Raw genomic sequence first — 25490 nt, 5'->3', positions numbered from 1 at the left:
TGCGTGTATGGTTGGTCAGGTAGTGGCCGGGCTCCGAGACCTCGCGGGGCAGGTGGTTAAACTCGCCGTCCGGGAGGCCCGCCTCGGTGTAGATCTCGGCCAGCTTCAGGGCGGTAAGCGGCGTCACTTCGCTCGGCTTGAAGATCATTGCGTTGCCCGCCGCCAGCGCCGGGGCCGATTTCCACAGGGCGATCTGGATCGGGTAGTTCCACGCGCCGATACCCGCCACCACGCCCAGCGGCTCGCGGCGGGTGTAGACGAACGAGGTCTCACGCAGCGGGATCTGGCTGCCTTCCAGCGCCGGGACCAGCCCCGCGTAGTACTCCAGCACGTCCGCGCCGGTGACGATATCGACGGTTGAGGTTTCAGAAAACGCTTTACCGGTATCGAGGGTTTCAAGCTTCGCCAGCTCATCGTTGCGCTCGCGCAGGATATCGACGGCGCGACGCAGAACGCGCGAGCGCTCCATGGCGGTCATCGCCGCCCATATTTTTTGTCCGCGTTTTGCGCTTTCGACGGCGCGGTCCACGTCTTCGCGTCCGGCGGCCTGTACGCTCGCCAGAACTTCACCGTTGGCCGGGTTGATGGTCTCGAAGGTGCGACCGCTGGTGGCGGAGGTATAACCACCATTGATATAAAGCTGCTGTTCTGCCATTCGGGACATAAATTCTCCTCGGTTATTCGGTCGGTAAATGCTGGCTGATGAAGTGGCTGGTGAGCGACTGCGCCAGGATTTTATCCAGCGGCTTGCCGCTCAGCGCGGCGCGCAGCCACAGCCCGTCGATCAGCGCCGCCAGGCCGTAGCCCGCCTCTTCGGCCTGTTCGCGCGGCAGCTCACGGCGGAACTCGTACACCAGGTTTGACAACAAGCGACGGCTGCTCACCTGCTGCAGGCGGTAGAGCATCGGCTGGTGCATGCTGCTCGCCCAGAAGGCCAGCCAGGCCTTCATTGCCGCGCCGCTGGTCTGGGTTTCATCAAAATTGCCGCCGACAATTGCCTGCAGGCGCTGCTCCGCGCTGCCGTCCGGCAGGGCGCGTAAGCGGCTCAAAACCGCGTCGCGCAGCTGGCCGGTGATGTCGCGCATGGTCGCTTCCAGCAGACCGTTTTTGTCTTTGAAGTAGTGACTGATGATCCCCGTGGAAACGCCCGCCCGACGGGCGATCTGCGCGATCGTCGCGTCATGCATTCCCACTTCATTTATTGCTTCCAGCGTGGCGTCGATAAGCTGCCTGCGCCGGATCGGCTGCATCCCCACTTTGGGCATTTTTGCCACTCCATTCATCAGCGTTGGTAATACATTAAAGCGGTTTTTGATTGGACGTTCAATATAAAATGTGTCTTAATTGTTGCGGATTTGGATTTCAATAGTTACAAAAACAGTGGGGATACTGGATGACAGACCTTTCACAAGACAGAGAAAAAGACAAAATCAACCCGGTCGTTTTTTATACTTCCGCCGGGCTGATTTTGTTGTTTTCCCTGACGACCATCTTCTTTCGTGATTTTTCTGCCGAGTGGATTGGGCGCACCCTGAACTGGGTGTCGAAGACCTTCGGCTGGTACTATCTGCTGGCCGCGACGCTCTATATCGTCTTCGTGGTCTGCATTGCCTGCTCGCGCTTCGGCTCGGTGAAGCTCGGGCCTGAGCAGTCCAAACCCGAGTTCAGCCTGCTGAGCTGGGCCGCGATGCTGTTTGCCGCGGGCATCGGCATCGATCTGATGTTCTTCTCCGTGGCGGAACCGGTTACGCAGTATATGCAGCCGCCGGAAGGGGCAGGGCAGACGATGGAGGCCGGGCGCCAGGCGATGGTCTGGACGCTGTTCCACTACGGCCTGACGGGCTGGTCGATGTACGCCCTGATGGGCATGGCGCTCGGATACTTTAGCTATCGTTATAATTTACCTCTCACCATCCGCTCCGCGCTGTACCCGATCTTCGGTAAAAAGATTAACGGCCCGATTGGCCACAGCGTCGACATTGCGGCGGTGATCGGCACCATCTTTGGTATCGCGACGACGCTCGGGATCGGCGTGGTGCAGCTCAACTACGGGCTGAGCGTGCTGTTTGATATCCCGGATTCGATGGCGGCCAAAGCGGCGCTGATTGCGCTCTCCGTCATTATCGCCACCATCTCGGTGACGTCGGGCGTCGATAAAGGCATCCGCGTGCTCTCCGAGCTGAACGTGGCGCTGGCGCTGGGCCTGATCCTGTTCGTGCTGTTTATGGGCGATACCTCGTTCCTGCTCAATGCCTTAGTGCTCAACGTAGGCGACTACGTGAACCGCTTTATGGGCATGACGCTGAACAGCTTCGCCTTTGACCGTCCGGTGGAGTGGATGAACAACTGGACGCTGTTCTTCTGGGCGTGGTGGGTGGCGTGGTCGCCGTTTGTCGGCCTGTTCCTGGCGCGTATTTCGCGTGGCCGCACCATCCGCCAGTTCGTGATGGGCACGCTGATTATCCCGTTCACCTTTACCCTGCTGTGGCTGTCGATTTTCGGCAACAGCGCGCTGCACGAGATCATCCACGGCAATGCAACCTTCGCGCAGGAAGCGATGGCGCACCCGGAGCGTGGCTTCTACAGCCTGCTGGCGCAGTCCCCGGCGTTTACCTTTAGCGCCTCCGTGGCGACCATCACCGGCCTGCTGTTTTACGTCACCTCGGCGGATTCCGGCGCGCTGGTGCTGGGCAACTTCACCTCGAAGCTCAAAGACATCAACAGCGACGCGCCGAACTGGCTGCGCATCTTCTGGTCCATCGCCATCGGCCTGCTGACGCTCGGCATGCTGATGACCAACGGCATTTCGGCGCTGCAGAACACCACGGTGATCATGGGCCTGCCGTTCAGCTTCGTCATCTTCTTCGTGATGGCCGGGCTGTATAAATCCCTCAAGGTGGAAGACTACCGCCGCGTCAGCGCCAGCCGCGACACTGCGCCGCGTCCGATGGGCGCGCAGGACAGACTGAGCTGGAAGAAACGCCTCTCGCGCCTGATGAACTACCCTGGCACGCGCTACACCAAACAGATGATGGAGACGGTCTGCTTCCCGGCGATGGAAGAGGTCGCGCAGGAGCTGAAGCTGCGTGGTGCGTACGTGGAGCTGAAAAACCTGCCGCCGGAGGAGGGAGAGACCCTGGGGCACCTGGATCTGCTGGTGCACATGGGCGACGAGCAGAACTTTGTTTATCAGATCTGGCCGCAGCAGTATTCAGTACCCGGGTTTACCTACCGGGCGCGCAGCGGGAAATCGACCTACTACCGGCTGGAGACCTTCCTGCTGGAAGGGAGCCAGGGGAATGATTTGATGGACTACAGCAAGGAGCAGGTGATTACGGACATTCTGGACCAGTATGAACGGCACCTGAACTTTATCCATCTGCACAGGGAGGCGCCGGGTAATAGCGTGATGTTCCCGGATGTTTGAGATTTGAGCTGAATAACCTATAAACGCATCGCCGTCGCCCTCAAGCCGGGTGGCGGCGATGCCTTACCCGGCCTACAAAATCGGTTTACCGTAGGCCTGATAAGCGCAGCGCCATCAGGCTTTTAGCAGCGTCCACACGTTCCCATCATTATGCTGCCAGACGAGGGTGAAGCGTTTACCTTCAGGATAGTCTCCAGCAGGGTGCGAAAGCGCCAGCGTGATTGTTTTTTCCGTTAACTCTGTGACTCTCGCACACTCAAACCCCATGTAAATTTTTACCTTCGGAAAGAGGGCTTTAAACAAACTCTCTTTGGCGCTAAAAGCCAGCGTCAGCGCCAGCGCAAAGGGGTAGCACGAGTGCGTCAGGCATATCGCCTCCTGCGCATCAATCATGCCGTCCTGGATTTCGCGGGCTTCGTGGTCTGGAAGAGTGGCTTCGCAATCAATACCTACGAGTGCATCTGGATGAGGGACGACAACCGCCATCGCCTGCGTGCCGCTGTGGGTAATGCTCCCCGAAACCCCTTTCGGCCAGAGCGGTTCGCCGCTGGGGCCGATGCCGGGGATCGCGCGTTCATGTATCGCACCGAGCGCATGCGCGGCGGCTATGCGGCCTGCCAGATGCTCGGCTTTGCGTTTGCTTCCGGCGTTTGAAAGCTCTGCGTGGTGGGGGAGCCAGAGGAGATCGGCATCGGTGAAGGTGGTGGGGGCGAAGGTGACGTGGTGGACGGTGTGGCCGGCAAGAATGAACGTGGTGTAGGTTGTGTGCATGTTTTTCCCTTCAGAATTGTGCGGCCTGATGCCCTCACCCCGGTCCTCTCCCAAGGGGAGAAGGGGCAAACACTAAAAACGGCAACTGGGTTGCCGTTTTGTTTTTACCTTAGAATCGCGTATTCACGCTCATGTACCAGGTACGGCCCGGCTCATTATACGTATACGCTCCCGCACCGTACATATATGCACCGGTGGTGGAATTTCCGGTCGTCTGGGCATTCCCCGCGCGCCACTGGCGTTTGTCGAAGACGTTGTCCACGCCGCCGGTCAGACTAACGTTTTTGGTCATATCCCAGGTCGCGCTCAGGCCAACGATGCTGTACGGGCTGACTTCGTCTTTCTCAGACCCGGTCACCGGCTGACCTTTGTAGTTGTACTTCTTCGGCTGCTGCTTGCCGTACCAGGTAAAGGTCGACTGGAGCGACACGTCCTGATGAACCTGCCAGCTCAGGGTCGAGTTCAGCGTGTACTCCGGAATGATCGACAGACGGTCGCCGGTCTCCTTGTTCTTGCTCTGCAGCATGTATGTAATATTGTTGGTCCAGTTAATGGTGTCGCTGACCGGTACGTTCAGGGAGCCTTCCAGCCCCTCGACCACCGCCTTCGGTACGTTTTCCCACTGGTAGATATCCGTCTGCACTTTACCGGAAGAGGTGTGACCAATCGGCGCGTAGCCCGCTTCAATCTTGTCGCGATAGTCGTTGCGGAACCAGGTCACGCCCGCCAGCCAGCCGTCGCGTTTCCATTCCAGACCAATCTCTTTGTTGATGCTGGTTTCGGCTTTCAGGTCATCGTTGCCCATCATGTAGCAGCCCACGCCGTCCGAGCTGGCGTAGCAGCCCTGGCCTTTGCTGTAGAGCAGGTAGTTCGGGTTGGTCTGGTACAGGCTCGGCGCTTTGTAGGCGCGCGCGATACCCATCTTCAGCGTGAAGTCATCCCCCAGACCCTGCGACAGGTTCAGGGACGGGCTCCAGTTGTTGCCGACGATGGTGTGATGGTCGAAGCGCAGGGCAGGGGTCAGCATGGTGCTGTCGGTCAGCTCCATGTTGTTTTCAGCGAACAGCGAGAAAATCTCTGCCGACGTGTACGGGCTGCGGTCATTGCTCATGCCCGGAATGGTGCCGCCCTGCTGGGTTTGGGTGAAGGAGGTCGAGTCCTTCATGCGCTGCTGGTTCCACTCGGTGCCGAGCGTCAGGTTCTGGTTAACGAGGAAATCAATCGGCAGGTTGATCTCGCTGTGCAGCATCACGTCGGCCAGGTCGGTGTCGGTGAATTTATTGCTGTTGAACAAGCCTTCCGTACCGCCCGCCAGACCTTCGCCCAGGCGGGAGTTGCGGGTGTGTTCGTACTGCGCCCAGCTGCTGGTGGTGATGCCGTTATCCCAGCCGCCGTTCCAGGTCACCGCGAAGTTCTGGCGGTAGATCCGGTTAGTCTCTTTACCGTAGTTCTTTTTCACCAGCGCGCTGTCGTTGTTGGTGTTCTGCGTGTCGCCCGCGTAGAGGTTGTTCTGGCGGCTGTAGCCCGCTTCGAACTCCAGGGACTGCATGGGCGCGAAGTCCCAGCGCACCACGCCGTTGATGTCTTTGTTTTCCACGCCCTCGCGGCCAGCCGGCAGGGTGTTGGCGTAGGCACCGGTACGATCGGACTGGTGGCCCTGGTTGATATCCCACGCGTCGGCCTGGGTTTTGTCCAGGTTACCGAACATGCGGAAGCTGAAGTCGCCGCCCAGCGGGCCGCTCAGGCTGAAGTTGGTGCGTTTGGTGGAACCTTCGTCCTTGTGCTCAGGCGCGTTCAGGTAGGTGTTCCAGGAGCCGTGCCACTGGTCGTCGAATTTTTTGGTGATGATGTTTACCACGCCGCCTGCCGCGCCGTTGCCGTAGCGCGCGGCTGCCGGACCGCGGATCACTTCGATGCGCTCGATCATCTCCGGCGGCACCCAGCCGGTATCGCCGCGGGTGTCGCGCTCGCCGCGCCAGCCCAGACGAATAGAGTTGCGGCTGGTGACCGGCTTGCCGTCGATCAGGATCAGGGTGTTTTCTGGGCCCATGCCGCGAATGTCAATTTGACGGTTGTTTCCACGCTGGCCGCTGGTGGAGTTCCCGGTGAGGTTAACGCCCGGCATGGTGCGGATGATTTCCGCCACGTCGCGTGCGGGCGGGTTTTTGCGGATCTCGTCGGCGGTGATGGTCGACACGCCCGGCGCCTGTAAATTCTGCTCGGCGGCGGTGATCACCATCGTATCTTCGTGCTGCGCAGAGGCGGTGTTGTCGTCGGCCATGGCGGGCAGCGCGACACCATAAATCCCTAAATTGACCAGCAAGGCCAGAGAGTGAATCTTCTTATTCATTGTACGTCCCGCTTTTATGGTTATTTAATGAGCGCGCTTCCCACAGCGCGGGCATTACGCTATTGCAAATGCAAATAGTTATCAATAATATTATCAATAAAATTTGCTCTGAAACAAAAAAGTCTGTTAAACATGGGGTTATAAGGGTGACGACGTTAACAACCGGAAGTGAAGCGTGGTGGCAGTCGAAAAACGGACCTGAATGGGAACGTCTGAAGGAGAACTGTCGCGTCACCTTCTGGTGGCGGGATCCGGCAGGCACGCAGAAAACCTCATCGGTCAAACGCGTCTGGCTCTACGTTACCGGCGTGACCGATCACCATCAAAATGCCCGCCCGCAGTCCCTCGAGCGCATTCCGGATACCGACGTCTGGCAGTGGCAGGGCGAATTCAGCCCCGAGTGGCGCGGGAGCTACTGTTTTATCCCTTCTGAAAATGAAAACGATTTTGCCGATACCGTGTTTGAAGGCCAGCAGCCGGACCGCATGGCGCTGCGCGAAGGCTGGCGCAGGCTGCTGCCGCACGCGGTTTCCGACCCGCTGAATCCGCAGAGCTGGCGCGGCGGGCGCGGTCATGCCGTCTCGGCGCTGGAGATGCCGGACGCGCCCGTTCAGCCCGGCTGGGACCGTCCCGATACGCAGTATCACCAGCCGGTCTGCATTGAGTGGAACAGCGAGCGTCTCAACAACCGTCGCCGCGTGTGGATTTTTACCACCGGGGACGACGGCCCCGAGCGCCCGCTGGCGGTGCTGCTCGACGGGCAGTTCTGGGCCGAAAGCATGCCCGTCTGGCCCGCGCTGGCGTCGCTCACCACCGGGCGCCAACTGCCCCCTGCGGTCTACGTATTAATTGACGCGATCGACATGGAACACCGCAACCGCGAATTGCCCTGTAACCCCGATTTCTGGCTGGCGATACAGGAAGAACTTCTCCCTCTTGTAAAACATCTCGCGCCCTTCAGCGACCGCGCCGACCGTACCGTGGTCGCGGGCCAGAGCTTTGGCGGACTCTCTTCGCTTTATGCTGGCCTCAACTGGCCGCAGCGGTTTGGCTGCGTGCTGAGCCAGTCCGGCTCGTACTGGTGGCCGCACCGCGGCGGGCAGCAGGAAGGGCGCCTCATCGAACAGCTCAGAACCGGTGAGCTGGCCGCGAGCGGGCTGCGCATCGTCCTCGAAGCCGGGCGCAACGAGCCGCTGATTTTCAATGCCAATCAGGCGATTTATGCCGAACTACCCCCGCAGCAGGTTACCTGGCGTCAGGTTGACGGCGGACACGATGCGCTTTGCTGGCGCGGTGGGCTGACGCAGGGGCTGATGACCCTCTGGCAGCCGCTCATTCAATAACGGAGTCTGTATGGAATTCAGCAATCCTTTCGATAATCCGCAGGGACAGTTCGCCATTTTGCAAAACGACCGGGGGCAGTACAGCCTGTGGCCGGAGCAGTGCGAACTGCCGGCGGGGTGGCGCGTGGTGTGTGAGGCCCAGTCTCAGGAGGCGTGCCAGCAGTGGCTGGCTGGGCACTGGCGCACGCTTGAACCGTCCCATTTTGCGGAGGGGAGCGCATGAACCGTCTTCCTCTCGTTGCCGCCCAGCCGGGTATCTGGATGGCGGAACAGCTGTCCTCCCTGCCAAACGCCTGGAGCGTGGCGCACTACACCGAACTGAAAGGCGATATCGACGCGTCATTGCTGGCAAAAGCCATCGCTGAGGGCATGATGCAGGCCGATACCCTGCGGATGCGTTTTGCCGAGGATAACGGCGAGGTGTGGCAGTGGGTGGATGACACCCTCATTCTGCCGGAGCCGTCCATCGTTCGCGTTGACGACCACGCCGCCGCCGTGGCGCTGATGGAGGCCGATCTTCGCCAAAACCTGCGCGTCGACAGCGGGCAGCCGCTGGTGTTTCATCAACTGATTCAGGTGGGTGAAAGCCACTGGTACTGGTATCAGCGCTATCACCATCTGGTGGTGGATGGCTTCAGCTTCCCGGCCATTACTCGCCAGATCGCCGCGATCTACGCCGCGTGGAAAAAGGGTGAACCGATGCCCGCATCCCCGTTTACGCCGTTTGCCGAGGTGGTGGACGAGTATCAGCGCTATCGCGACAGCGAGGCGTACGAACGCGACGGTGCCTTCTGGGCGGAGCAGCGCAGGCAACTTCCTTCTCAGGTCTCGCTCTCTTCCGCGCCGCTGCCGGGACGCGCCGCCACAACCGATATCCTGCGCCTGAAAGTCACCGCCGACGGTCGCGCCTTTAGCCAGCTTGCGCAGGCGGCAGGACAGGCGCAGCGTACCGATCTGGCCCTTGCGCTGGTGGCGCTGTGGCTGGGCCGTCTGACCGGAAGGCTGGACTACGCCGCCGGGTTTATCTTTATGCGACGCATGGGCTCCGCCGCGCTGACCGCGACCGGGCCGGTGCTCAACGTCCTGCCGCTGGCGGTGAATATCAACCCGCAGGAGAGCCTGCCGGAGCTGGCGCTGCGCCTGGCCAACCAGCTGAAAAAAATGCGCCGCCACCAGCGCTACGACGCCGAGCAGATCGTGCGCGACAGCGGGCGTGCAGCAGGCGACGAAGCCCTGTTTGGCCCGGTGCTGAACGTGAAGGTGTTCGATTATCAGCTGGATATTGACGGCGTGGAGGCCATCACCCACACGCTCGCAACCGGCCCGGTGAACGACCTTGAGCTGGCGCTGTTCCCGGACGAGCAGGGCGGCATGAGCATTGAGATCCTCGCCAGTAAGCAGCGTTACGATGAGGCGACGCTTTCCCGTCACGTCGCGCGCCTGAACGCGATGCTGATGCAGTTTGCGGCCAACCCGGACCTGCGCTGTGGCGAAGTGGAAACCGTTTCAGAGCAGGAATACCAGATGTTTGCGCGCATCAACGATACCGGGCTGGCGCTGCCGGCCACCACGCTGGCGGATCTGGTGGCGGAGCAGGCGAGCAAAACGCCGGACGCCCCGGCGCTGGCGGACGCGCATATTGAGCTCAGCTATCGCCAGATGCGCGAGCAGGTCATCGCGCTGGCAAACCTGCTGCGCGCGCGCGGCGTGAAGCCGGGCGACAGCGTGGCGGTGGCTCTGCCGCGCTCGGTGTTCCTGACGCTGGCGCTGCACGGCATCGTCGAGGCCGGCGCCGCGTGGCTGCCGCTCGACACCGGCTACCCGGACGATCGTCTGCGGATGATGCTCGAGGACGCGAAGCCGTCCCTGCTCATTACCACCGACGAACAGCTTCCGCGATTTAGCGATCTGTCCGTCGAGACGTTTAGTTACAACACACTGTTATCGGCCGCGGGTGCTGAACCGCTGCGGCTGGCCAAGCCGGAGCAGACGGCGTACATCATCTTTACCTCCGGCTCGACCGGGCGTCCAAAAGGGGTCATGGTCGGCCATACCGCCATCGTTAACCGCCTGAAGTGGATGCAGGACCACTACCCGCTGGACGCGACGGACGTGGTAGCGCAGAAAACGCCGTGCAGCTTTGACGTGTCGGTGTGGGAGTTCTGGTGGCCGTTTATCGCCGGGGCGAAGCTGGTGATGGCAGAGCCGGACGCGCACCGCGACCCGCAGGCGATGCAGAGCTTCTTCGCGCAGTACGGCGTGACTACTACCCACTTCGTGCCGTCGATGCTGGCGGCGTTTGTCGCCTCGCTGACGCCGGAAAACGTCGACTGCTGCAGAACGCTTAAGCAGGTGTTCTGCAGCGGCGAAGCGCTGCCGACCGAACTGTGCCGCGAGTGGGAGCAGCTCACCCGTGCGCCGCTGCACAACCTCTATGGCCCAACCGAAGCGGCGGTGGACGTCAGCTGGTATCCGGCGTTTGGCCCCGAGCTGGCGGCGGTGGAAGGCAACAGCGTGCCGATCGGCTTCCCGGTTTGGAATACGGGGCTGCGCATTCTGGACGCGATGATGCGCCCGGTGCCGTTCGGCGTGGCGGGCGATCTGTATCTCACCGGCATTCAGCTGGCGCAGGGGTATCTGGGCCGTCCGGACCTCACCGCCAGCCGCTTTATTGCCGACCCGTTTGCCCCCGGCGAGCGGATGTACCGCACCGGCGACGTTGCCCGCTGGCTGGACAACGGCGCGGTGGAATATCTCGGCCGCAGCGATGACCAGTTAAAAATCCGCGGACAGCGCATCGAGCTGGGCGAAATCGACCGGGCGATGCTGTCGCTGCCGGACGTGGCTCAGGCCGTGGCCCACGCCTGCGTGTTCAACCAGGCGGCGGCCACCGGCGGCGATGCCCGCCAGCTGGTGGGATACGTCGTCTCCGAATCCGGCTTACCGCTGGACCGCGACGCGCTGCTGGCGTCGCTCAAAGCCCAGCTGCCGCCGCACATGGTGCCGGTGGTGCTGCTGCAAATTAGCGCGCTGCCGCTCAGCGCGAACGGCAAGCTGGACCGCAAGGCGCTGCCGTTGCCGGAGCTGACGAGTAAATCCTCCGGCCGCGCGCCGGAAAGCGAAACTGAAATTGCCGTCGCGCAGGCATTTTCCGCGCTGCTGGGCTGCGAGGTGAACGATATCGAAGCCGACTTCTTTGCCCTCGGCGGACACTCGCTGCTGGCGATGCGCCTGGCGGCGCAGCTTAGCCGCGCGTTCGAGCGCAAGGTTACGCCGGGGCAGATTATGGTCGCCTCCACGGTGAGCAAGCTCAGCGCGCTGCTGGACTCGCAGATGAGCGACGAGCAGGCGCAGCGTCTGGGGTATGAAAACCTTCTGCCGCTGCGCGAAAGCGACGGGCCGACGCTGTTCTGCTTCCATCCGGCGTCCGGCTTTGCCTGGCAGTTTAGCGTCCTGGCGCGCTACCTCAGCTCGCGCTGGTCTATCGTCGGTATTCAGTCGCCGCGCCCGGACGGGCCGATGCAGCAGCGTGCGGATCTGGATGGGGTGATCGAGCATCACCTGGCTACGCTGCGTAAGCAGCAGCCGCAGGGGCCGTATTATCTGTTCGGCTATTCTCTCGGCGGCACGCTGGCGCAGGGCATTGCGGCCCGTCTGCGCGAGCAGGGTGAAGCGGTGGCCTTCCTCGGCCTGCTGGACACCTGGCCGCCGGAAACCCAGAACTGGTCGGAGAAAGAGGCCAACGGCCTCGACCCCGAGGTGCTGGCGGAAATCGAGCGCGAGCGTCAGGCGTTTATCGCCGCCCAGCAGGGTCAGGGTTCCAGCGAACTGTTTAACGCTATCGAGGGCAACTACGCCGACGCGGTGCGGCTGCTCACCACGGCGCGCAGCGCACGCTTTGACGGCAAAGCGACGCTGTTTGTTGCCGAGCGCACGCGAACGATGGATCCGCAGGTCGCCTGGGCGCCTTGGGTGGCGGAGCTTGAGGTGTACAGCCAGGACTGCGCCCACGTGGATATCATTTCACCGCAGGCGTTTGAAAAGATAGGGCCGGTGTTGAGGGAGATATTGGGATAACGTCAAAAGCGCCTCCCAAAGGGCGAGGGGATGGTTTGCTCCCTCTCCCTGTGGGAGAGGGCCGGGGTGAGAGCATCAGACCGCACGCTTGCCCAGCGGCACCACCAGCGGCGTACCAGCCACCGGATCGTCAATAATCATGCAGCGCATGCCGTAGATCCGCTCGATCAGATCCGGCGTCACAATCTCTTTCGGCGCGCCCTGCGCCACAATCTCACCGTCGCGAAGCGCAATCAGATGCGTGGCGTAGCGGCACGCCTGGTTTAAATCGTGCAGCACCGCCGCCAGGGTATAGCCCTGCGTGCGGTTCAGCTCGCTCAGCAGCTCCAGCAGGTCAATCTGATGGCTGATGTCGAGCCAGGTCGTCGGCTCGTCCAGCAGCATAATCGACGTTTCCTGCGCCAGCACCATCGCGATCCACGCCCGCTGGCGCTGCCCGCCTGAGAGGGTGTCCACGCTCTGCTGGGCGAGATCGGTGATGCCCGTCGCCTGCATCGCGCGGTTAACCGCCTCGTCATCCTCTTTACGCCAGCGGGTAAACAGCGGCTGATGCGGGTAGCGACCGCGCGAGACTAGCTCCTGCACCGTGATGTCGCCCGGCGTGGTGGCGTTTTGCGCCAGCAGACCGATGCGCCGCGCTACCTCTTTGCTGGCGAAGCGCTGGATCTGCTCCCCGTCGAGGAACACGCTGCCCTCAGCCGGGGTCATCAGGCGGCTCAGCGTGCGCAGCAGGGTCGATTTTCCGCAGCCGTTCGGGCCGATAATGGCCGTGAAGTGGCCGTCCGGAATGGCAACGGATAAGTCACGGGCAATGATTTTTTTGCCGTAGCCGAGGGTGAGGTTTTCGCCGCGCAAGCGGGTGGTTGTGTCTGTCATTTCTTGCGTGACTCCTGAACGAGCAAGACGATGAGGTAAATCCCGCCGAGGCTGACGGTTACCACGCCCACCGGCAGTTGATAAGGCATAAACAGCCGCTGGGCGCAGAGATCGGCGGCCAGTAGCAGCAGCGCGCCGCACAGCGCCGCCTGGGTTAATCCCCAGCGCGCCGTGCCGCTAAGACGGCGGGCGATGTGCGGTGCCACGAGGGCGATAAACGAGATTGGCCCGGCAATCGCGGTGGAGGCGGCGGTCAGCAGTACGGCGACCAGCATCAGCATCAGGCGTGAGCGCTCGACGCTCACGCCCAGCGCGCAGGCGCTGTCGTCGCCCATTTCCAGCAGACGCATGCGCCGCACCAGCAGCAGAGCGCCGATAAACATCAGCAAAATCAGCGGCGCGGCGGGCCAGGTTTTGCCCCACGTCAGGCCGTTGAGCGACCCGGCGTACCACAGCCCGGCGGAGAGCGCGGTTTCCAGCGAGGCCTGCAGTAAAAGCCAGGTGTTAAAGGCCATCAGCATGGCGCGGATGCCGATCCCGATGATGATCAGGCGGAAGGTGTCGATACCGTTGCGCCAGGCCAGCGCCCAGATCAGTAAGGAAGTCAGAATGCCGCCCGCCATCGCCGTAAAGGTAATGGCCGTCAGGTGCTGACCAAACAGCACCATCGCCACCAGCACGCCGCTCCAGGCCCCGGTGTTGAGGCCCATCACGTCCGGGCTGCCAAGCGGGTTGCGCATCAGCGACTGGAATATCGCGCCGCTCACGCCGAGCGCCGCGCCGACCAGAATTGCCATCGCCACGCGCGGAAGACGCCACTCCGTCACCACCATGGTGACGTTGCGCGGCGCGCTGCCGAGCAGGGCGTTTAAGACCTGAGTAAAGTCGAGCGTCACCGCGCCGCTGCGCAGGCTCCAGACCGCCAGCAGCAGAATGACGATAGTCAGCAGGCATACGCTGGTGAGTAAACGACGGGACGGGGCCATCATGCGCCACCTCCGCGTTTACGACGAACCAGGAAAATCAGCACCGGCGCGCCGATAAAGGCGCTGACCACCGAGACGCGCAGCTCGCCGGGCACCAGCAGGCGGCCCAGCACGTCGGCAAACAGCAGCAGGGCAGGGGTCGCCAGCAGCGTCACCGGCAGCGACCAGCGGTGATCCGCCCCCACCAGCCAGCGCGCCATGTGCGGCATCATCAGGCCGATAAAGGCGATCGGGCCGACCACGGCGGTCGCGCTGCCGCACAGCACGGTGATGGCGAGCAGACCAATCAGCTGCGTGCGCGCCACGCGGTTGCCGAGGGCAGTAGCGGTGTCGCTGCCGAGGCTCAGGCTGTTGAGCGACCGGCTTAAAAACAGCGCCACGGCGGCAGCGATTATGACCGGGATCGCCACTACTTTTAGGGTTTCAAGGGTGCGGATATCCAGCGAACCGGCCTGCCAGAAGCGCAGCTGGTCGTAGACGTCCGGGTTGAGCAGGGCGATGCCGTTGGACAAGCCCTCCAGCACCGCCGCGAGCGCCACGCCCGCAAGCGTCAGGCGGACCGGACTCAGCTGCCCGCCGCCCTGGCTGCCGGTAAAGGCGACCACCAGCGAGGCGGCCAGCGCGCCGCAGAAGGCCATCACCAGCTGTTCAGAGGGTGACGCCAACCCGAACAGCGCCGCGCCGAGCACGATGGCAAAGCTGGCGCCGGAGTTAACGCCAAGGATGCCGGGGTCCGCCAGCGGGTTACGGGTAAGGGTTTGCATCAGGGCACCGGCGAGGCCGAGTGCGCCACCGGCCAGCAGTCCGGCAAGCGTGCGGGGCAGTCGGGCGTCGAGCACGATGACGCAGTCGGCGCTCTGGCAGGCGCCGGAGAGCGCATCAACGATAACGGACGCGGGCAGCGGCTTCGCGCCGACCAGCAGGCTGAGTGCAGCCGCAAGGCTCAGGAGCAGCAGTAAAACGGGCACGGCAATGACGCGCACCGCAGAAGAGGAAAACGACATAGCAACATCCATGATTTGATAATGATAGTGATTATCGTTATCTATCTTATTTGGCTATGTTAGCATGTGCGCCCATGGAAAGGGTAGAAATAGACTCAAGGCTTTGTCATGAATCAAAAATCCTGGCTGCTCAACCTCAGCCTGCTGAAAACGCACCCGGCGTATCGCGCCGTTTTTATCGCTCGCTTTATCTCCATTTTGTCCCTCGGGCTGCTCGGCGTCGCCGTGCCGGTACAGATCCAGACCCTGACGCAATCCAGCTGGCTGGTGGGGTTATCCGTCACCTTAACCGGCGGGGCGATGTTCATCGGCCTGATGGTCGGCGGCGTGCTGGCGGACCGCTACGAGCGTAAGAAGCTGATCCTGCTGGCGCGCGGCACCTGCGGCGTGGGCTTTATCGGGCTGTGTCTGAACGCGATGCTGCCGGAGCCGTCGCTGATTGCGATTTACGCGCTGGGGCTGTGGGACGGTTTCTTCGCCTCGCTGGGCGTGACGGCGCTTCTTGCGGCAACGCCCGCGCTGGTCGGGCGCGAGAACCTGATGCAGGCGGGGGCGATTACCATGCTCACCGTGCGTCTGGGCTCGGTGATTTCGCCGATGGTGGGCGGCCTGCTGCTGGCGACCGGCAACGTGGCGTGGAACTACGGGCTGGCGGCGGCGGGAACCTTCACCACCACGCTGACGCTGCTGCGCCTGCCGCTGCTGCCGCCTCCGCCGCAGCCGCGCGAGCATCCGCTAAAATCGCTGATGGCCGCGATTCGTTTCCTGTTCAGCAACCCGCTGATTGGCGGCATTGCGCTGCTCGGCGGCCTGCTGACGATGGCGAGCGCCGTGCGCGTGCTCTACCCGGCATTAGCGGGAGAGTGGCAGATGAGCGCCTCAGAGATTGGCATTCTCTACGCCGCCATTCCGCTCGGCGCGGCGTGCGGGGCGCTGACCAGCGGCAACCTGGCGCAGGGCGCGCGTCCGGGGCTGATTATGCTGCTTGCCTCGCTGGCCTCGTTTATCGCCATCGGCTTCTTCAGCCTGATGCCGGTGTGGGCGCTGGGCGTGTTGTGCCTGGTGATTTTCGGCTGGCTGAGCGCCATCAGCTCGCTTTTGCAGTACACCCTGATCCAGACCCAGACGCCGGAAGGGATGCTCGGGCGCATTAACGGCCTGTGGACGGCGCAGAACGTCACGGGGGATGCGATTGGCGCGGCGATCCTCGGCGGGCTGGGGGCGATGATGACCCCGGTGGCATCCGCGAGCAGCTGCGGGTTTGCGTTAGCGATGGTTGGCGTGATTTTGTTAGTGGCGCTGGTTGAGTTGCGGCGGTTCAGGCAGGAGGTTGTGTTGAACGACGGGGCGGCCTGATGCCCTCACCCCGGCCCTCTCCCACAGGGAGAGGGCGGGGAAATGCCTACTTAAACAATGCATTCAATCTGTCTAACACCAACATCGCGCTGTAATAATCCAGGCGGAACGTCTCCGTTCCCAATGCCCAGACCCGTTTGTTTTTCACCGACGGCAAATGCGCCAGCAGCGGGTTGGCGTAAATCGCATCCACGTCTTTCTGGTCGCCGGCAAACACAAACAGCCCTTCGCCGTTCAGCCCCGTCGCCAGGTTTTCCCCTCCCAACTGAATGATGTCGTGGCGTTTGCCCTGGCTTTTTGAGGTGTGCAGTCCGGCGGGCAGTTCCGCCAGCGTAAAGCCCAGCTGGTGCAGCAGCTTGCCCTGCGCCGATTCCGCGGTCCACAGGTTTGCGCTGTGCGCAGCGGCGGTGTAGACGATGGCGTTCACCGGCTGCGGCGGCAGCTTCATCTGTTGTTTCACCTTCGCGAGCTGTTTATCAAAGGCGGCAATGCGCTCTGCGGCCTGTTTTTCCTGCCCGGTGAGGGTGCCCAGCTGGGTCAGCAGTTCCTGCCAGCTCTTGTCGTCGTAGTTGATGATAAGCGTTGGGGCGATGGCGGAGAGCTGATCGTACAGCGCCAGCGCGGAATCCCCGCCGGTAGCGCCGATCAAAATCAGATCCGGCATTTGCGCGGCGACCGCTTCGGCGCTCGGTTCGCCGATGTACAGCCGCGCAACCTTGCGCTGTTTCGCAATATCACCCCACTGGCGCAAAAAGCCCTGCGCATCGGCCACGCGGTTGTTCGGCGTGGTCGCGCCGCTGGCAACGACCGGTGCGTCAATCGCCAGCAGGGAGCCGGTTAAGGTCACGCTGGTGGAGACAATGCGCGTCGGTTTGCTCTCAAGCGTGTGAACGCCTCGGCTGTCGGTCACCTGACGCGGCCAGTCGGCGGCAGCGGCTGAGGCAAGTCCTAAAACAAAAAGTCCAGATAAAAGCAGGGTATTACGGAATAGGGCAGGGAATTTCACAGCGCGACATCCTGTTTTTGTTGAAGATAATGCTTCTCATTTTCATGGTTGCCGCGAAGGGATGCAAGCTTTTGTCGCATAAGTTATTTGTCCGACGGTTGACAGCGAAGCGATGTGGGATTAGGTTAGCCGACGAAAATATAAATGATAATCATTATTGCTTCTTTTATCATTTTGAGGAGGATGATATGGACACGTCCCTGGCTGAGGAAGTTCAGCACACCGCGACCACGCTGCAATCAGACAGCTTTTTCTTTATGTCGCCTTACCGCAGTTTTACTACCTCAGGCTGTTTTGCCCGCTTCAGTGAACCCGCCGTTGGCGGCGACGATCCGGCCGGGCAATTCCAGCAAAAATTAGCCCAGGCCTTCCGGAATGCGAAAGCTAACGGTATCGCTCATCCGGTGATGGTGGGGGCTATTCCATTCGATACCCGCAAGCCATCTTCTCTGTTTATTCCTCAGCGCTGGCAGACCTTTTCCCGTCCGGCACGTCAGCAGTCAGCACGCTATTTTTCCGGCTCGCAGGCGCTGAAGGTGGAACAACGCACTGAGATCCCTCCGCAGCCCGTGTTTGAAGAGATGGTCGCTCGCGCCGCGTCGCTGACCGCCACGCCGCAGGTGAACAAGGTGGTGCTGTCGCGCCTGATTGATATCGCGACCGATAAACACATTGATAGCGGTGCGCTGATGGAGCGTCTTATCGCCCAGAACCCGGCGAGCTTTAACTTCCACGTGCCGCTGGAAGACGGCGGCGTGCTGCTCGGCGCCAGCCCCGAACTGCTGCTGCGTAAAGAGGGCGCGCACTTTAGCTCGCTGCCGCTGGCAGGCTCTGCGCGCCGTCAGCCGGACGACGTATTGGATCGCGAAGCGGGCAATAAGCTGCTGGCCTCCGAAAAAGACCGTCACGAGCACGATCTCGTAACCCAGGCGATGAAGGCCATTCTGGCACCGCGCAGCCACCACCTGAGCATGCCGTCTTCCCCGCAGCTCATCACCACGCCGACGCTGTGGCATCTGGCGACGCCGGTTGAAGGTGACGCGCGTGACAACGAAAACGCCCTGACGCTGGCCTGCCTGCTGCACCCGACCCCGGCGCTGAGCGGCTTCCCGCATGAGGCGGCAAAAGAGCTGATTGCCGAGCTGGAGCCGTTCGACCGCGAGCTGTTCGGCGGCATCGTCGGCTGGTGCGACAGCGAAGGCAACGGCGAGTGGGTGGTGACCATCCGCTGCGCGCGTCTTCGCGAAAATACCGTTCGCCTGTTTGCCGGCGCGGGCATTGTGCCTGCCTCCTCGCCGGTGGGCGAGTGGCGCGAGACGGGCGTGAAGCTCTCCACCATGCTTAACGTGTTTGGCCTGCACTAAGGAACGCTCATGACTATTCCCTTTACCCGCTGGCCTGAGGAATTCGCCCGCCGCTACCGTGAAAAAGGCTACTGGCAGGATCTGCCGCTGACTCACATCCTGACGGACCGTGCGGACAGCGATGCCGTGGCGATTATCGACGGCGAACGGCACATCACCTACCGCGCGTTTAATCAGGCGGTAAACAATCTGGCGTCCGCTCTTCAGGCGCGCGGGCTGCAGCGCGGCGAGACGGCGCTGGTGCAGCTCGGAAACGTGGCCGAGTTCTACATCACCTTCTTCGCGCTGCTGCAAATCGGCGTCGCGCCGGTGAACGCGCTCTTTAGCCATCAGCGCAGCGAGCTGAACGCCTACGCGGAGCAGATCAAACCCGCCGCGCTGATTGCCGATCGCGACCACGCGCTGTTTGCGGGCGATGATTTTCTTAACACCTTTGTGGATGCGCACCGCTCGGTTCGCGTCGTGCTGCTGCGCGGCGATAAGGACGAACACGCCCTGGAAGCGGCGATTTCGCGTCCGGCGGACAACTTCATCCCGAACCCGACGCCCGTCGACGAAGTGGCGTTTTTCCAGCTTTCCGGCGGCAGCACCGGCACGCCGAAGCTGATCCCGCGCACGCACAACGATTACGACTACAGCATCCGCCGCAGCAACGAGATTTGCGGCATCACCGCCGAAACGCGTTACCTGAACGCGCTGCCCGCAGCGCATAACTACGCCATGAGTTCGCCGGGATCGTTAGGCGTCTTCACCGCGGGCGGCTGCGTGGTGCTGGCGAACGATCCGAGCGCCACGCTCTGCTTCCCGCTGATTGAACGGCATCAGATTAACGTCACCTCGCTGGTTCCTCCGGCGGTGAGCCTGTGGTTGCAGGCGATTGCCGACGGCGCGGGAAGCGCGCAGCTCAAATCCCTCAGGCTACTGCAGGTGGGTGGCGCACGCCTCTCCGCCTCGCTCGCGGCGCGCATTCCGGCGGAAATCGGCTGCCAGCTTCAACAGGTGTTCGGCATGGCGGAAGGGCTGGTGAACTACACCGCGCTCGACGACGCGCCGGAACGCATCATCAACACCCAGGGCCGCCCGATGTGCCCGGACGACGAAGTGTGGGTGGCGGACGAGAACGGAAACCCGCTGCCGCGCGGTGAGGTTGGGCGTCTGATGACGCGCGGGCCGTATACCTTCCGCGGCTATTTCAACAGCCCGGAACACAACGCCAGCGCCTTTGACGCCGACGGCTTTTACTGCTCCGGCGATCTGATTGCCATTGACGAGCAGGGCTACATCACCGTGCAGGGGCGCGAGAAAGATCAGATCAACCGCGGCGGCGAGAAGATCGCCGCCGAAGAGATTGAAAACCTGCTGCTGCGCCACGAGGCGGTGATCCACGCCGCGCTGGTGAGCATGGAGGACAGCCTGCTGGGCGAAAAAAGCTGCGCGTATCTGGTGGTGAAACAGCCTCTGCGCGCGGTCGAGGTGCGCCGCTTCCTGCGCGAGCAGGGCGTTGCCGAATTCAAGCTGCCGGACCGCGTGGAGAGCGTGGATGCGCTCCCGCTAACGCCGGTCGGTAAAGTCGATAAGAAACAGTTGCGCCTGTGGCTTGCTGAACGCACCCGGGGCTGAGGAACAGAGTATGGCCATTCCAAAATTAACCGCTTACGCGCTGCCGACCGCCGCAGATCTGCCGGCCAACAAGGTGAACTGGGCGTTTGAGCCTGAACGTGCCGCGCTGCTAATCCACGATATGCAGGAGTATTTCCTGAACTTCTGGGGCGAAAACAGCGCGATGATGCAGCAGGTGGTGGCGAATATCGCCAGACTGCGCGCTTACTGCAAAGCGCACAATATTCCCGTCTACTACACCGCCCAGCCGAAAGAGCAGAGCGACGAAGACCGCGCCCTGCTGAACGACATGTGGGGGCCGGGCCTGACCCGCTCGCCGGAGCAGCAGCGGATTGTCCGTGAACTGACCCCGGACGAAGCGGACACGGTGCTGGTGAAGTGGCGCTACAGCGCGTTCCACCGCTCGCCGCTGGAGCAGATGCTGAAAGAGACGGGCCGCAACCAGCTGCTGATTACCGGCGTATACGCCCACATCGGCTGCATGACCACCGCCACCGATGCCTTTATGCGCGACATCAAGCCGTTCTTTATTGCCGACGCGCTGGCGGATTTTACCCGTGACGAGCACCTGATGTCGTTGAACTATGTGGCCGGACGCTCGGGGCGCGTGGTGATGACCGACGAACTGCTGCCGTCCGTTCCGGCGACCAAAGCCGCGCTGCGTGAGCTGATCCTGCCGCTGCTGGACGAGTCCGACGAGCCGATGGATGACGAAAACCTGATCGACTACGGTCTGGATTCGGTACGCATGATGGCGCTGGCCGCCCGCTGGCGCAAAGTGCACGGTGACATTGATTTCGTAATGCTGGCAAAAAATCCAACAATCGACGCCTGGTGGGCGCTGCTTTCCCGCGAGGTGAAGTGATGGCGGGTTTTGATTTTACCGGCAAAACCGTCTGGGTGACGGGCGCGGGGAAGGGGATTGGCTACGCGACGGCGCTGGCGTTTGTGGAGGCGGGCGCACGGGTGACCGGGTTCGATCTGGCGTTTCCGCTGGGGGATTATCCGTTCGCCACCGAAACCCTGGACGTGGCGGATGCCGCGCAGGTGCAGGAAGTGTGCGGGCGCGTGCTGGCGTCGCTTGAACGGCTGGACGTGCTGATCAACGCGGCGGGCATTCTGCGCATGGGGGCGACGGACCAGCTTTCGCAGGAGGACTGGCAGCAGACCTTCGCGGTTAACGTCGGCGGCGCGTTCAACCTGTTCCAGCAGACGATGGGCCAGTTCCGCCGTCAGCAGGGCGGGGCGATAGTCACCGTGGCGTCCGACGCGGCGCACGCGCCGCGCATCGGCATGAGCGCCTACGGTGCGTCGAAGGCGGCGCTGAAAAGCCTGGCTATGACCGTCGGGCTGGAGCTGGCGGGCAGCGGCGTGCGCTGTAACCTGGTGTCGCCGGGCTCAACGGACACCGATATGCAGCGCACCCTGTGGAAAAGCGACGATGCGGAGCAGCAGCGCATTCGCGGCTTTGGCGAGCAGTTCAAGCTTGGCATTCCGCTGGGCAAAATAGCTCGTCCGCAGGAGATAGCCAGCACGGTGCTGTTCCTTGCATCCGATGCCGCCAGCCATATCACCCTGCAGGATATCGTGGTGGACGGCGGCTCCACGCTGGGGGCGTAAGATGATCTGGAAACGTCATTTACCGCTCGAGGAGCTGAACGCGACCAGCCTGAATACGCTGGTGGCGCATCTCGGCATTGTCTATACCCGTATCGGTGACGACACGCTGGAAGCGGAGATGCCGGTGGATGCGCGCACCCATCAGCCGTTTGGCCTGCTGCACGGCGGCGCGTCGGCGGCGCTGGCGGAAACGCTGGGATCGATGGCCGGTTTTCTGATGACCCGCGACGGGCAGAGCGTGGTGGGGACGGAGCTTAACGCCACGCACCATCGTGCGGTCTCTCACGGCAAAGTGCGCGGGGTATGCCAGCCGCTGCATCTGGGGCGTTCGAGCCAGAGCTGGGAGATTGTGGTATTCGACGGGCAGGGGCGGCGGTGCTGCACCTGTCGGTTGAGCACGATGGTGTTGGGCTAAGCCAGGCAGATCAAAGTGATCGGCTTAACACTGTGGTGTAAATCTCTGGTTTGACCACGCATTATTGCGTTTCAAAGTTGTTAAATTTTTCCGGTTGTTCTAGAAACAAAATGTAACATCTCACTGTTTCACAACAACGGACAACAACTATGAACAACTCAGGGAAATACCTTATATGGGCAGGGCTCTCCGTTGTGGGAGCCTTTGCCCTGGGCTATATCGCCCTCAACCGGGGGGAACAGATCAATGCGCTCTGGATCGTCGTCGCCTCCGTCTGCATTTATCTGATCGCGTACCGTTTTTATGGCCGCTATATCGCCAAGAACGTTCTGGCCGTTGACGCTACGCGCATGACGCCTGCCGTCCGCCATAACGACGGGCTGGACTACGTGCCGACCGACAAAAAAGTGCTGTTCGGTCACCATTTTGCGGCGATTGCCGGAGCGGGGCCGCTGGTAGGGCCGGTGCTGGCGGCACAGATGGGCTACCTGCCGGGGATGATCTGGATCCTCGCGGGCGTGGTGCTGGCGGGCGCGGTGCAGGACTTTATGGTGCTGTTCGTCTCGACCCGCCGCGACGGGCGTTCGCTGGGCGAGCTGGTGAAAGAGGAGATGGGGGCAACCGCCGGGGTAATTGCGCTGGTGGCGACCTTTATGATCATGGTGATCATCCTCGCGGTGCTGGCGATGATCGTGGTGAAAGCGCTGACCCACAGCCCGTGGGGGACCTATACCGTTGCCTTCACCATTCCGCTGGCGCTGTTTATGGGGATCTATATTCGCTACCTGCGCCCCGGCCGCATTGGCGAGGTGTCGGTAATTGGCCTGGTGTTCCTGGTGTTCGCCATTATCTCCGGCGGCTGGGTGGCGGAAAGCCCTACCTGGGCGCCGTTCTTCGACTTTACCGGCGTCCAGCTGACCTGGATGCTGGTGGGCTACGGCTTTGTGGCGGCGGTGCTGCCGGTATGGCTGCTGCTGGCTCCGCGTGACTATCTCTCTACGTTCCTGAAAATCGGCACCATCGTCGGGCTGGCGATCGGCATTCTGATTATGCGCCCGACCCTGACCATGCCTGCGTTAACCAAATTCATCGACGGTACCGGCCCGGTCTGGACCGGTAACCTGTTCCCGTTCCTGTTTATCACCATCGCCTGCGGCGCGGTGTCGGGCTTCCACGCGCTGATCGCTTCCGGAACCACGCCGAAGATGCTGGCGAATGAAAATCAGGCCTGCCTGATCGGCTACGGCGGCATGCTGATGGAATCCTTTGTCGCCATCATGGCGCTGGTCTCTGCCTGTATCATCGACCCGGGCGTGTATTTCGCGATGAACAGCCCGATGGCGGTACTGGCACCGGCTGGTACCGTTGACGTGGTGGCGTCCGCCGCGCAGGTAGTGAGCGGCTGGGGCTTTGCGATTACCCCTGATACGTTGACGAGCATCGCCAGTGAAGTGGGCGAGCAGTCGATTATCTCCCGTGCGGGCGGGGCGCCGACGCTGGCAGTGGGAATGGCCTACATCCTGCACGGCGCGCTGGGCGGGCTGATGGACGTGTCGTTCTGGTATCACTTCGCCATCCTGTTCGAGGCGCTGTTTATCCTGACGGCGGTGGATGCGGGAACCCGTGCGGCGCGCTTTATGCTCCAGGATTTGCTTGGCGTGATCTCTCCGAATCTGAAGCGTACCGATTCGCTCCCGGCGAACCTGCTGGCAACGGCGCTGTGCGTGCTGGCGTGGGGCTACTTCCTGCACCAGGGCGTGGTCGATCCGCTGGGCGGGATTAACACCCTGTGGCCGCTGTTTGGTATCGCCAACCAGATGCTGGCGGGCATGGCGCTGATGCTCTGCGCGGTGGTGTTGTTCAAGATGAAGCGCCAGCGTTACGCCTGGGTGGCACTGGTACCAACCGCGTGGCTGCTGATCTGTACCCTGACGGCGGGCTGGCAGAAGGCCTTCAGCCCGGACAACAAGGTGGGCTTCCTGGCGATCGCCAACAAGTTCCAGGCGATGATCGACAGCGGTAAGATCCCGGCGCAGTACACCGAGTCGCAGCTGTCGCAGCTGGTGTTTAACAACCGTCTGGACGCCGGGCTGACCATCTTCTTTATGGTGGTGGTCGTGGTGCTGGCGTTGTATTCTCTGAAGACCGCGCTGGCGGCGTTGAAAAACGATAAGCCTACGGCGAAAGAGACGCCGTACGAGCCGATGCCTGAAAACCTGGAAGAGATTGTGACCCAGGCGAAAGGGGCGCATTAACCTGTGTGCCGGGTGGCGGCTTCGCCTTACCCGGCCTACATTTTTTCTCCGCCCTCTCCCTCCGGGAGAGGGCCGAAAACAAACGAGAAACTGATTATGTTCGACACCCTTTCCAAAGCAGGTAAGTACCTGGGCCAGGCCGCCAAAATGATGATTGGCGTGCCGGACTACGATAATTACGTCGAGCATATGCGCGTCAACCATCCGGACCAGACGCCCATGACCTACGAAGAATTTTTCCGCGACCGCCAGGATGCCCGCTACGGCGGCAAGGGCGGGGCGAAGTGCTGTTAACCCTCTTTCGGTAAATAGAGGCTGATCTGTTCCTGCTTGCAGCCGTAGATCGCTGCCAGCTTTTCACGGGTGCGCTTTTGCGGACGGGAGTCGAGCGCTTCCAGCTGCGACACGGCGGACTGGGTGATGCCGAGTTTCTTAGCTACTTCCTGCTGGGACATGCCGCGCAGGATACGCCACGCGGCCTGCAGGCTGACGTTCTCGTTATGCATGACGTCGCACACTTCACCAGGTAATCCTACGTCATCATAACAATCGTGTTCGACTTCAATATCCTCTAGATCATTATCGGTTTCGTCGTCGATTTCTGCCATCTGTAAGCACATACGAAAGTATTCATCATAGGGAATAACGACGTACTGCGCTTTTCCGTCATCGTCCTTAATTAGCTGAACAGCCATAGGGGGCTTTCTCCTCGTGAAGGTAGGTCGTTGATGTTCTGCGCTTGACGGCCAAAACATAACAATGGTTATCGGGATCGTCCCGAAGTGTAATCAGAATGCGGTAATCGCCAACGCGTAGCCGGAATTGATTTTCTGTCGCCGATATTTTTTTGATATCGGGCCGGGGAGCTGAGCGATCGTCCAGCTCAGCAAGTTTTGCTTTGATTCTTCGCTGATATCGGCCATCGATTTTGAAAAACTCTTTCTTTGCATTCTTTGACCAGACAATCTTCATCCGTACCTCCACTGTACGCCCGCACAAAGTATAAGGAAATAATAAGAC

At 61.7% G+C, this 25490-nt stretch carries 22 protein-coding genes; 12 read left to right on the top strand and 10 right to left on the bottom strand.

Translation table 11 applies throughout. The features are described from left to right. Both INF68_RS08765 and betI read right to left on the bottom strand, forming a co-directional pair. On the bottom strand, positions 1-664 hold a 664-nt coding region (locus INF68_RS08765; RefSeq protein ID WP_193525301.1), incomplete at its 3' end, for an aldehyde dehydrogenase family protein. Positions 665-677: 13 nt separating this feature from the next. Next, the gene (betI, locus tag INF68_RS08760) at positions 678-1265 is read right to left on the bottom strand and encodes a transcriptional regulator BetI (RefSeq protein ID WP_023310694.1); all 588 of its coding nucleotides are present in this window, start codon (positions 1263-1265) and stop codon (positions 678-680) included. 128 nt (positions 1266-1393) lie between these two features. Between betI and betT the strand changes: the two genes are divergently transcribed. After that, positions 1394-3427 (top strand): choline BCCT transporter BetT, encoded by a 2034-nt coding sequence (gene betT, locus INF68_RS08755; RefSeq protein ID WP_126785980.1) that lies wholly within the window; start codon positions 1394-1396, stop codon positions 3425-3427. Between the two features lie 114 nt (positions 3428-3541). On the opposite strand, the gene entD is transcribed toward betT, so the two are convergent. Both entD and INF68_RS08745 read right to left on the bottom strand, forming a co-directional pair. Further along, positions 3542-4198: an enterobactin synthase subunit EntD gene (gene entD / locus INF68_RS08750; protein WP_126785979.1), complete on the bottom strand. Its 657-nt coding sequence runs from the start codon at positions 4196-4198 to the stop codon at positions 3542-3544. Positions 4199-4307: 109 nt separating this feature from the next. Next, a complete protein-coding gene (locus tag INF68_RS08745; RefSeq protein WP_193525300.1) occupies positions 4308-6548 on the bottom strand; it encodes a TonB-dependent siderophore receptor in 2241 nt (746 codons plus the stop codon). 146 nt (positions 6549-6694) lie between these two features. On the opposite strand from INF68_RS08745, the gene fes reads away from it, so the two are divergent. Genes fes through entF form a run of 3 tightly spaced genes read left to right on the top strand, consistent with a single transcriptional unit; the run spans position 6695 to position 11968 of the window. After that, positions 6695-7891 (top strand): enterochelin esterase, encoded by a 1197-nt coding sequence (gene fes / locus INF68_RS08740; RefSeq protein ID WP_126785977.1) that lies wholly within the window; start codon positions 6695-6697, stop codon positions 7889-7891. A 10-nt stretch (positions 7892-7901) separates the two neighbouring features. Further along, positions 7902-8114, top strand: a complete 213-nt coding sequence (locus INF68_RS08735) for an MbtH family protein (protein ID WP_126785976.1) — start codon at positions 7902-7904, stop codon at positions 8112-8114. Beyond that, complete coding sequence (gene entF, locus INF68_RS08730) at positions 8111-11968, top strand: enterobactin non-ribosomal peptide synthetase EntF (protein WP_193525299.1); 3858 nt, start codon at positions 8111-8113, stop codon at positions 11966-11968. Before INF68_RS08735 ends, entF begins: the two co-directional genes overlap by 4 nt. Before the next feature lie 75 nt (positions 11969-12043). Here the strand turns inward: entF and fepC are convergent, their stop codons facing one another. From fepC to fepD, 3 genes are read right to left on the bottom strand one after another with little or no spacing between them, the layout of a single operon-like run. After that, entirely contained in the window at positions 12044-12844 is an 801-nt protein-coding gene (gene fepC, locus INF68_RS08725) for an iron-enterobactin ABC transporter ATP-binding protein (protein WP_109844956.1), read from the bottom strand. After that, entirely contained in the window at positions 12841-13830 is a 990-nt protein-coding gene (gene fepG, locus INF68_RS08720) for an iron-enterobactin ABC transporter permease (RefSeq protein ID WP_126786072.1), read from the bottom strand. The genes fepC and fepG overlap by 4 nt, the downstream gene beginning before the upstream one ends. Beyond that, the gene (gene fepD / locus INF68_RS08715; RefSeq protein WP_126785974.1) at positions 13830-14834 is read right to left on the bottom strand and encodes a Fe(3+)-siderophore ABC transporter permease; all 1005 of its coding nucleotides are present in this window, start codon (positions 14832-14834) and stop codon (positions 13830-13832) included. The genes fepG and fepD overlap by 1 nt, the downstream gene beginning before the upstream one ends. Positions 14835-14942: 108 nt before the next feature. Here fepD and entS point away from each other — a divergent pair, with 108 nt between their 5' ends. Then, positions 14943-16190, top strand: coding sequence for an enterobactin transporter EntS (gene entS / locus INF68_RS08710; protein ID WP_126785973.1), 1248 nt, complete (start codon positions 14943-14945; stop codon positions 16188-16190). A 46-nt stretch (positions 16191-16236) separates the two neighbouring features. Here the strand turns inward: entS and fepB are convergent, their stop codons facing one another. Continuing rightward, positions 16237-17196: a Fe2+-enterobactin ABC transporter substrate-binding protein gene (gene fepB / locus INF68_RS08705; protein WP_126785972.1), complete on the bottom strand. Its 960-nt coding sequence runs from the start codon at positions 17194-17196 to the stop codon at positions 16237-16239. A gap of 188 nt (positions 17197-17384) precedes the next feature. On the opposite strand from fepB, the gene entC reads away from it, so the two are divergent. The 7 genes from entC (at position 17385) to INF68_RS08670 (ending at position 24764) form a co-directional block, all read left to right on the top strand. Next, positions 17385-18560, top strand: coding sequence for an isochorismate synthase EntC (gene entC / locus INF68_RS08700; RefSeq protein WP_109844960.1), 1176 nt, complete (start codon positions 17385-17387; stop codon positions 18558-18560). 9 nt (positions 18561-18569) lie between these two features. Beyond that, positions 18570-20180: a (2,3-dihydroxybenzoyl)adenylate synthase EntE gene (entE, locus tag INF68_RS08695; RefSeq protein ID WP_126785971.1), complete on the top strand. Its 1611-nt coding sequence runs from the start codon at positions 18570-18572 to the stop codon at positions 20178-20180. 10 nt (positions 20181-20190) lie between these two features. After that, positions 20191-21045 (top strand): isochorismatase, encoded by an 855-nt coding sequence (locus tag INF68_RS08690; RefSeq protein WP_109844962.1) that lies wholly within the window; start codon positions 20191-20193, stop codon positions 21043-21045. Then, on the top strand, positions 21045-21800 hold the full coding sequence (gene entA, locus INF68_RS08685; RefSeq protein ID WP_109844963.1) for a 2,3-dihydro-2,3-dihydroxybenzoate dehydrogenase EntA: 756 nt from the start codon (positions 21045-21047) through the stop codon (positions 21798-21800). The genes INF68_RS08690 and entA overlap by 1 nt, the downstream gene beginning before the upstream one ends. Position 21801: 1 nt before the next feature. Further along, a complete protein-coding gene (entH, locus tag INF68_RS08680) occupies positions 21802-22215 on the top strand; it encodes a proofreading thioesterase EntH (RefSeq protein WP_126785970.1) in 414 nt (137 codons plus the stop codon). Positions 22216-22364: 149 nt separating this feature from the next. Further along, positions 22365-24470: a pyruvate/proton symporter CstA gene (cstA, locus tag INF68_RS08675; RefSeq protein WP_023310711.1), complete on the top strand. Its 2106-nt coding sequence runs from the start codon at positions 22365-22367 to the stop codon at positions 24468-24470. A gap of 96 nt (positions 24471-24566) precedes the next feature. After that, the gene (locus INF68_RS08670) at positions 24567-24764 is read left to right on the top strand and encodes a YbdD/YjiX family protein (protein ID WP_006809671.1); all 198 of its coding nucleotides are present in this window, start codon (positions 24567-24569) and stop codon (positions 24762-24764) included. Here the strand turns inward: INF68_RS08670 and INF68_RS08665 are convergent. Next, positions 24761-25165 (bottom strand): helix-turn-helix transcriptional regulator, encoded by a 405-nt coding sequence (locus tag INF68_RS08665; protein ID WP_126785969.1) that lies wholly within the window; start codon positions 25163-25165, stop codon positions 24761-24763. The two genes, INF68_RS08670 and INF68_RS08665, sit on opposite strands and share 4 nt — an antisense overlap. Continuing rightward, positions 25146-25442 carry a type II toxin-antitoxin system RelE/ParE family toxin gene (locus tag INF68_RS08660; protein WP_047749439.1) on the bottom strand — a complete coding sequence of 99 codons (297 nt, stop codon included), beginning with the start codon at positions 25440-25442 and terminating at the stop codon, positions 25146-25148. Before INF68_RS08660 ends, INF68_RS08665 begins: the two co-directional genes overlap by 20 nt. Between the last annotated feature and the right edge of the window lie 48 nt (positions 25443-25490).

Source organism: Enterobacter cloacae complex sp. P16RS2 (assembly GCF_014982155.1).
Classification (GTDB): domain Bacteria; phylum Pseudomonadota; class Gammaproteobacteria; order Enterobacterales; family Enterobacteriaceae; genus Enterobacter; species Enterobacter cloacae_M.
This window is presented reverse-complemented; position numbering and strand designations above follow the sequence as displayed.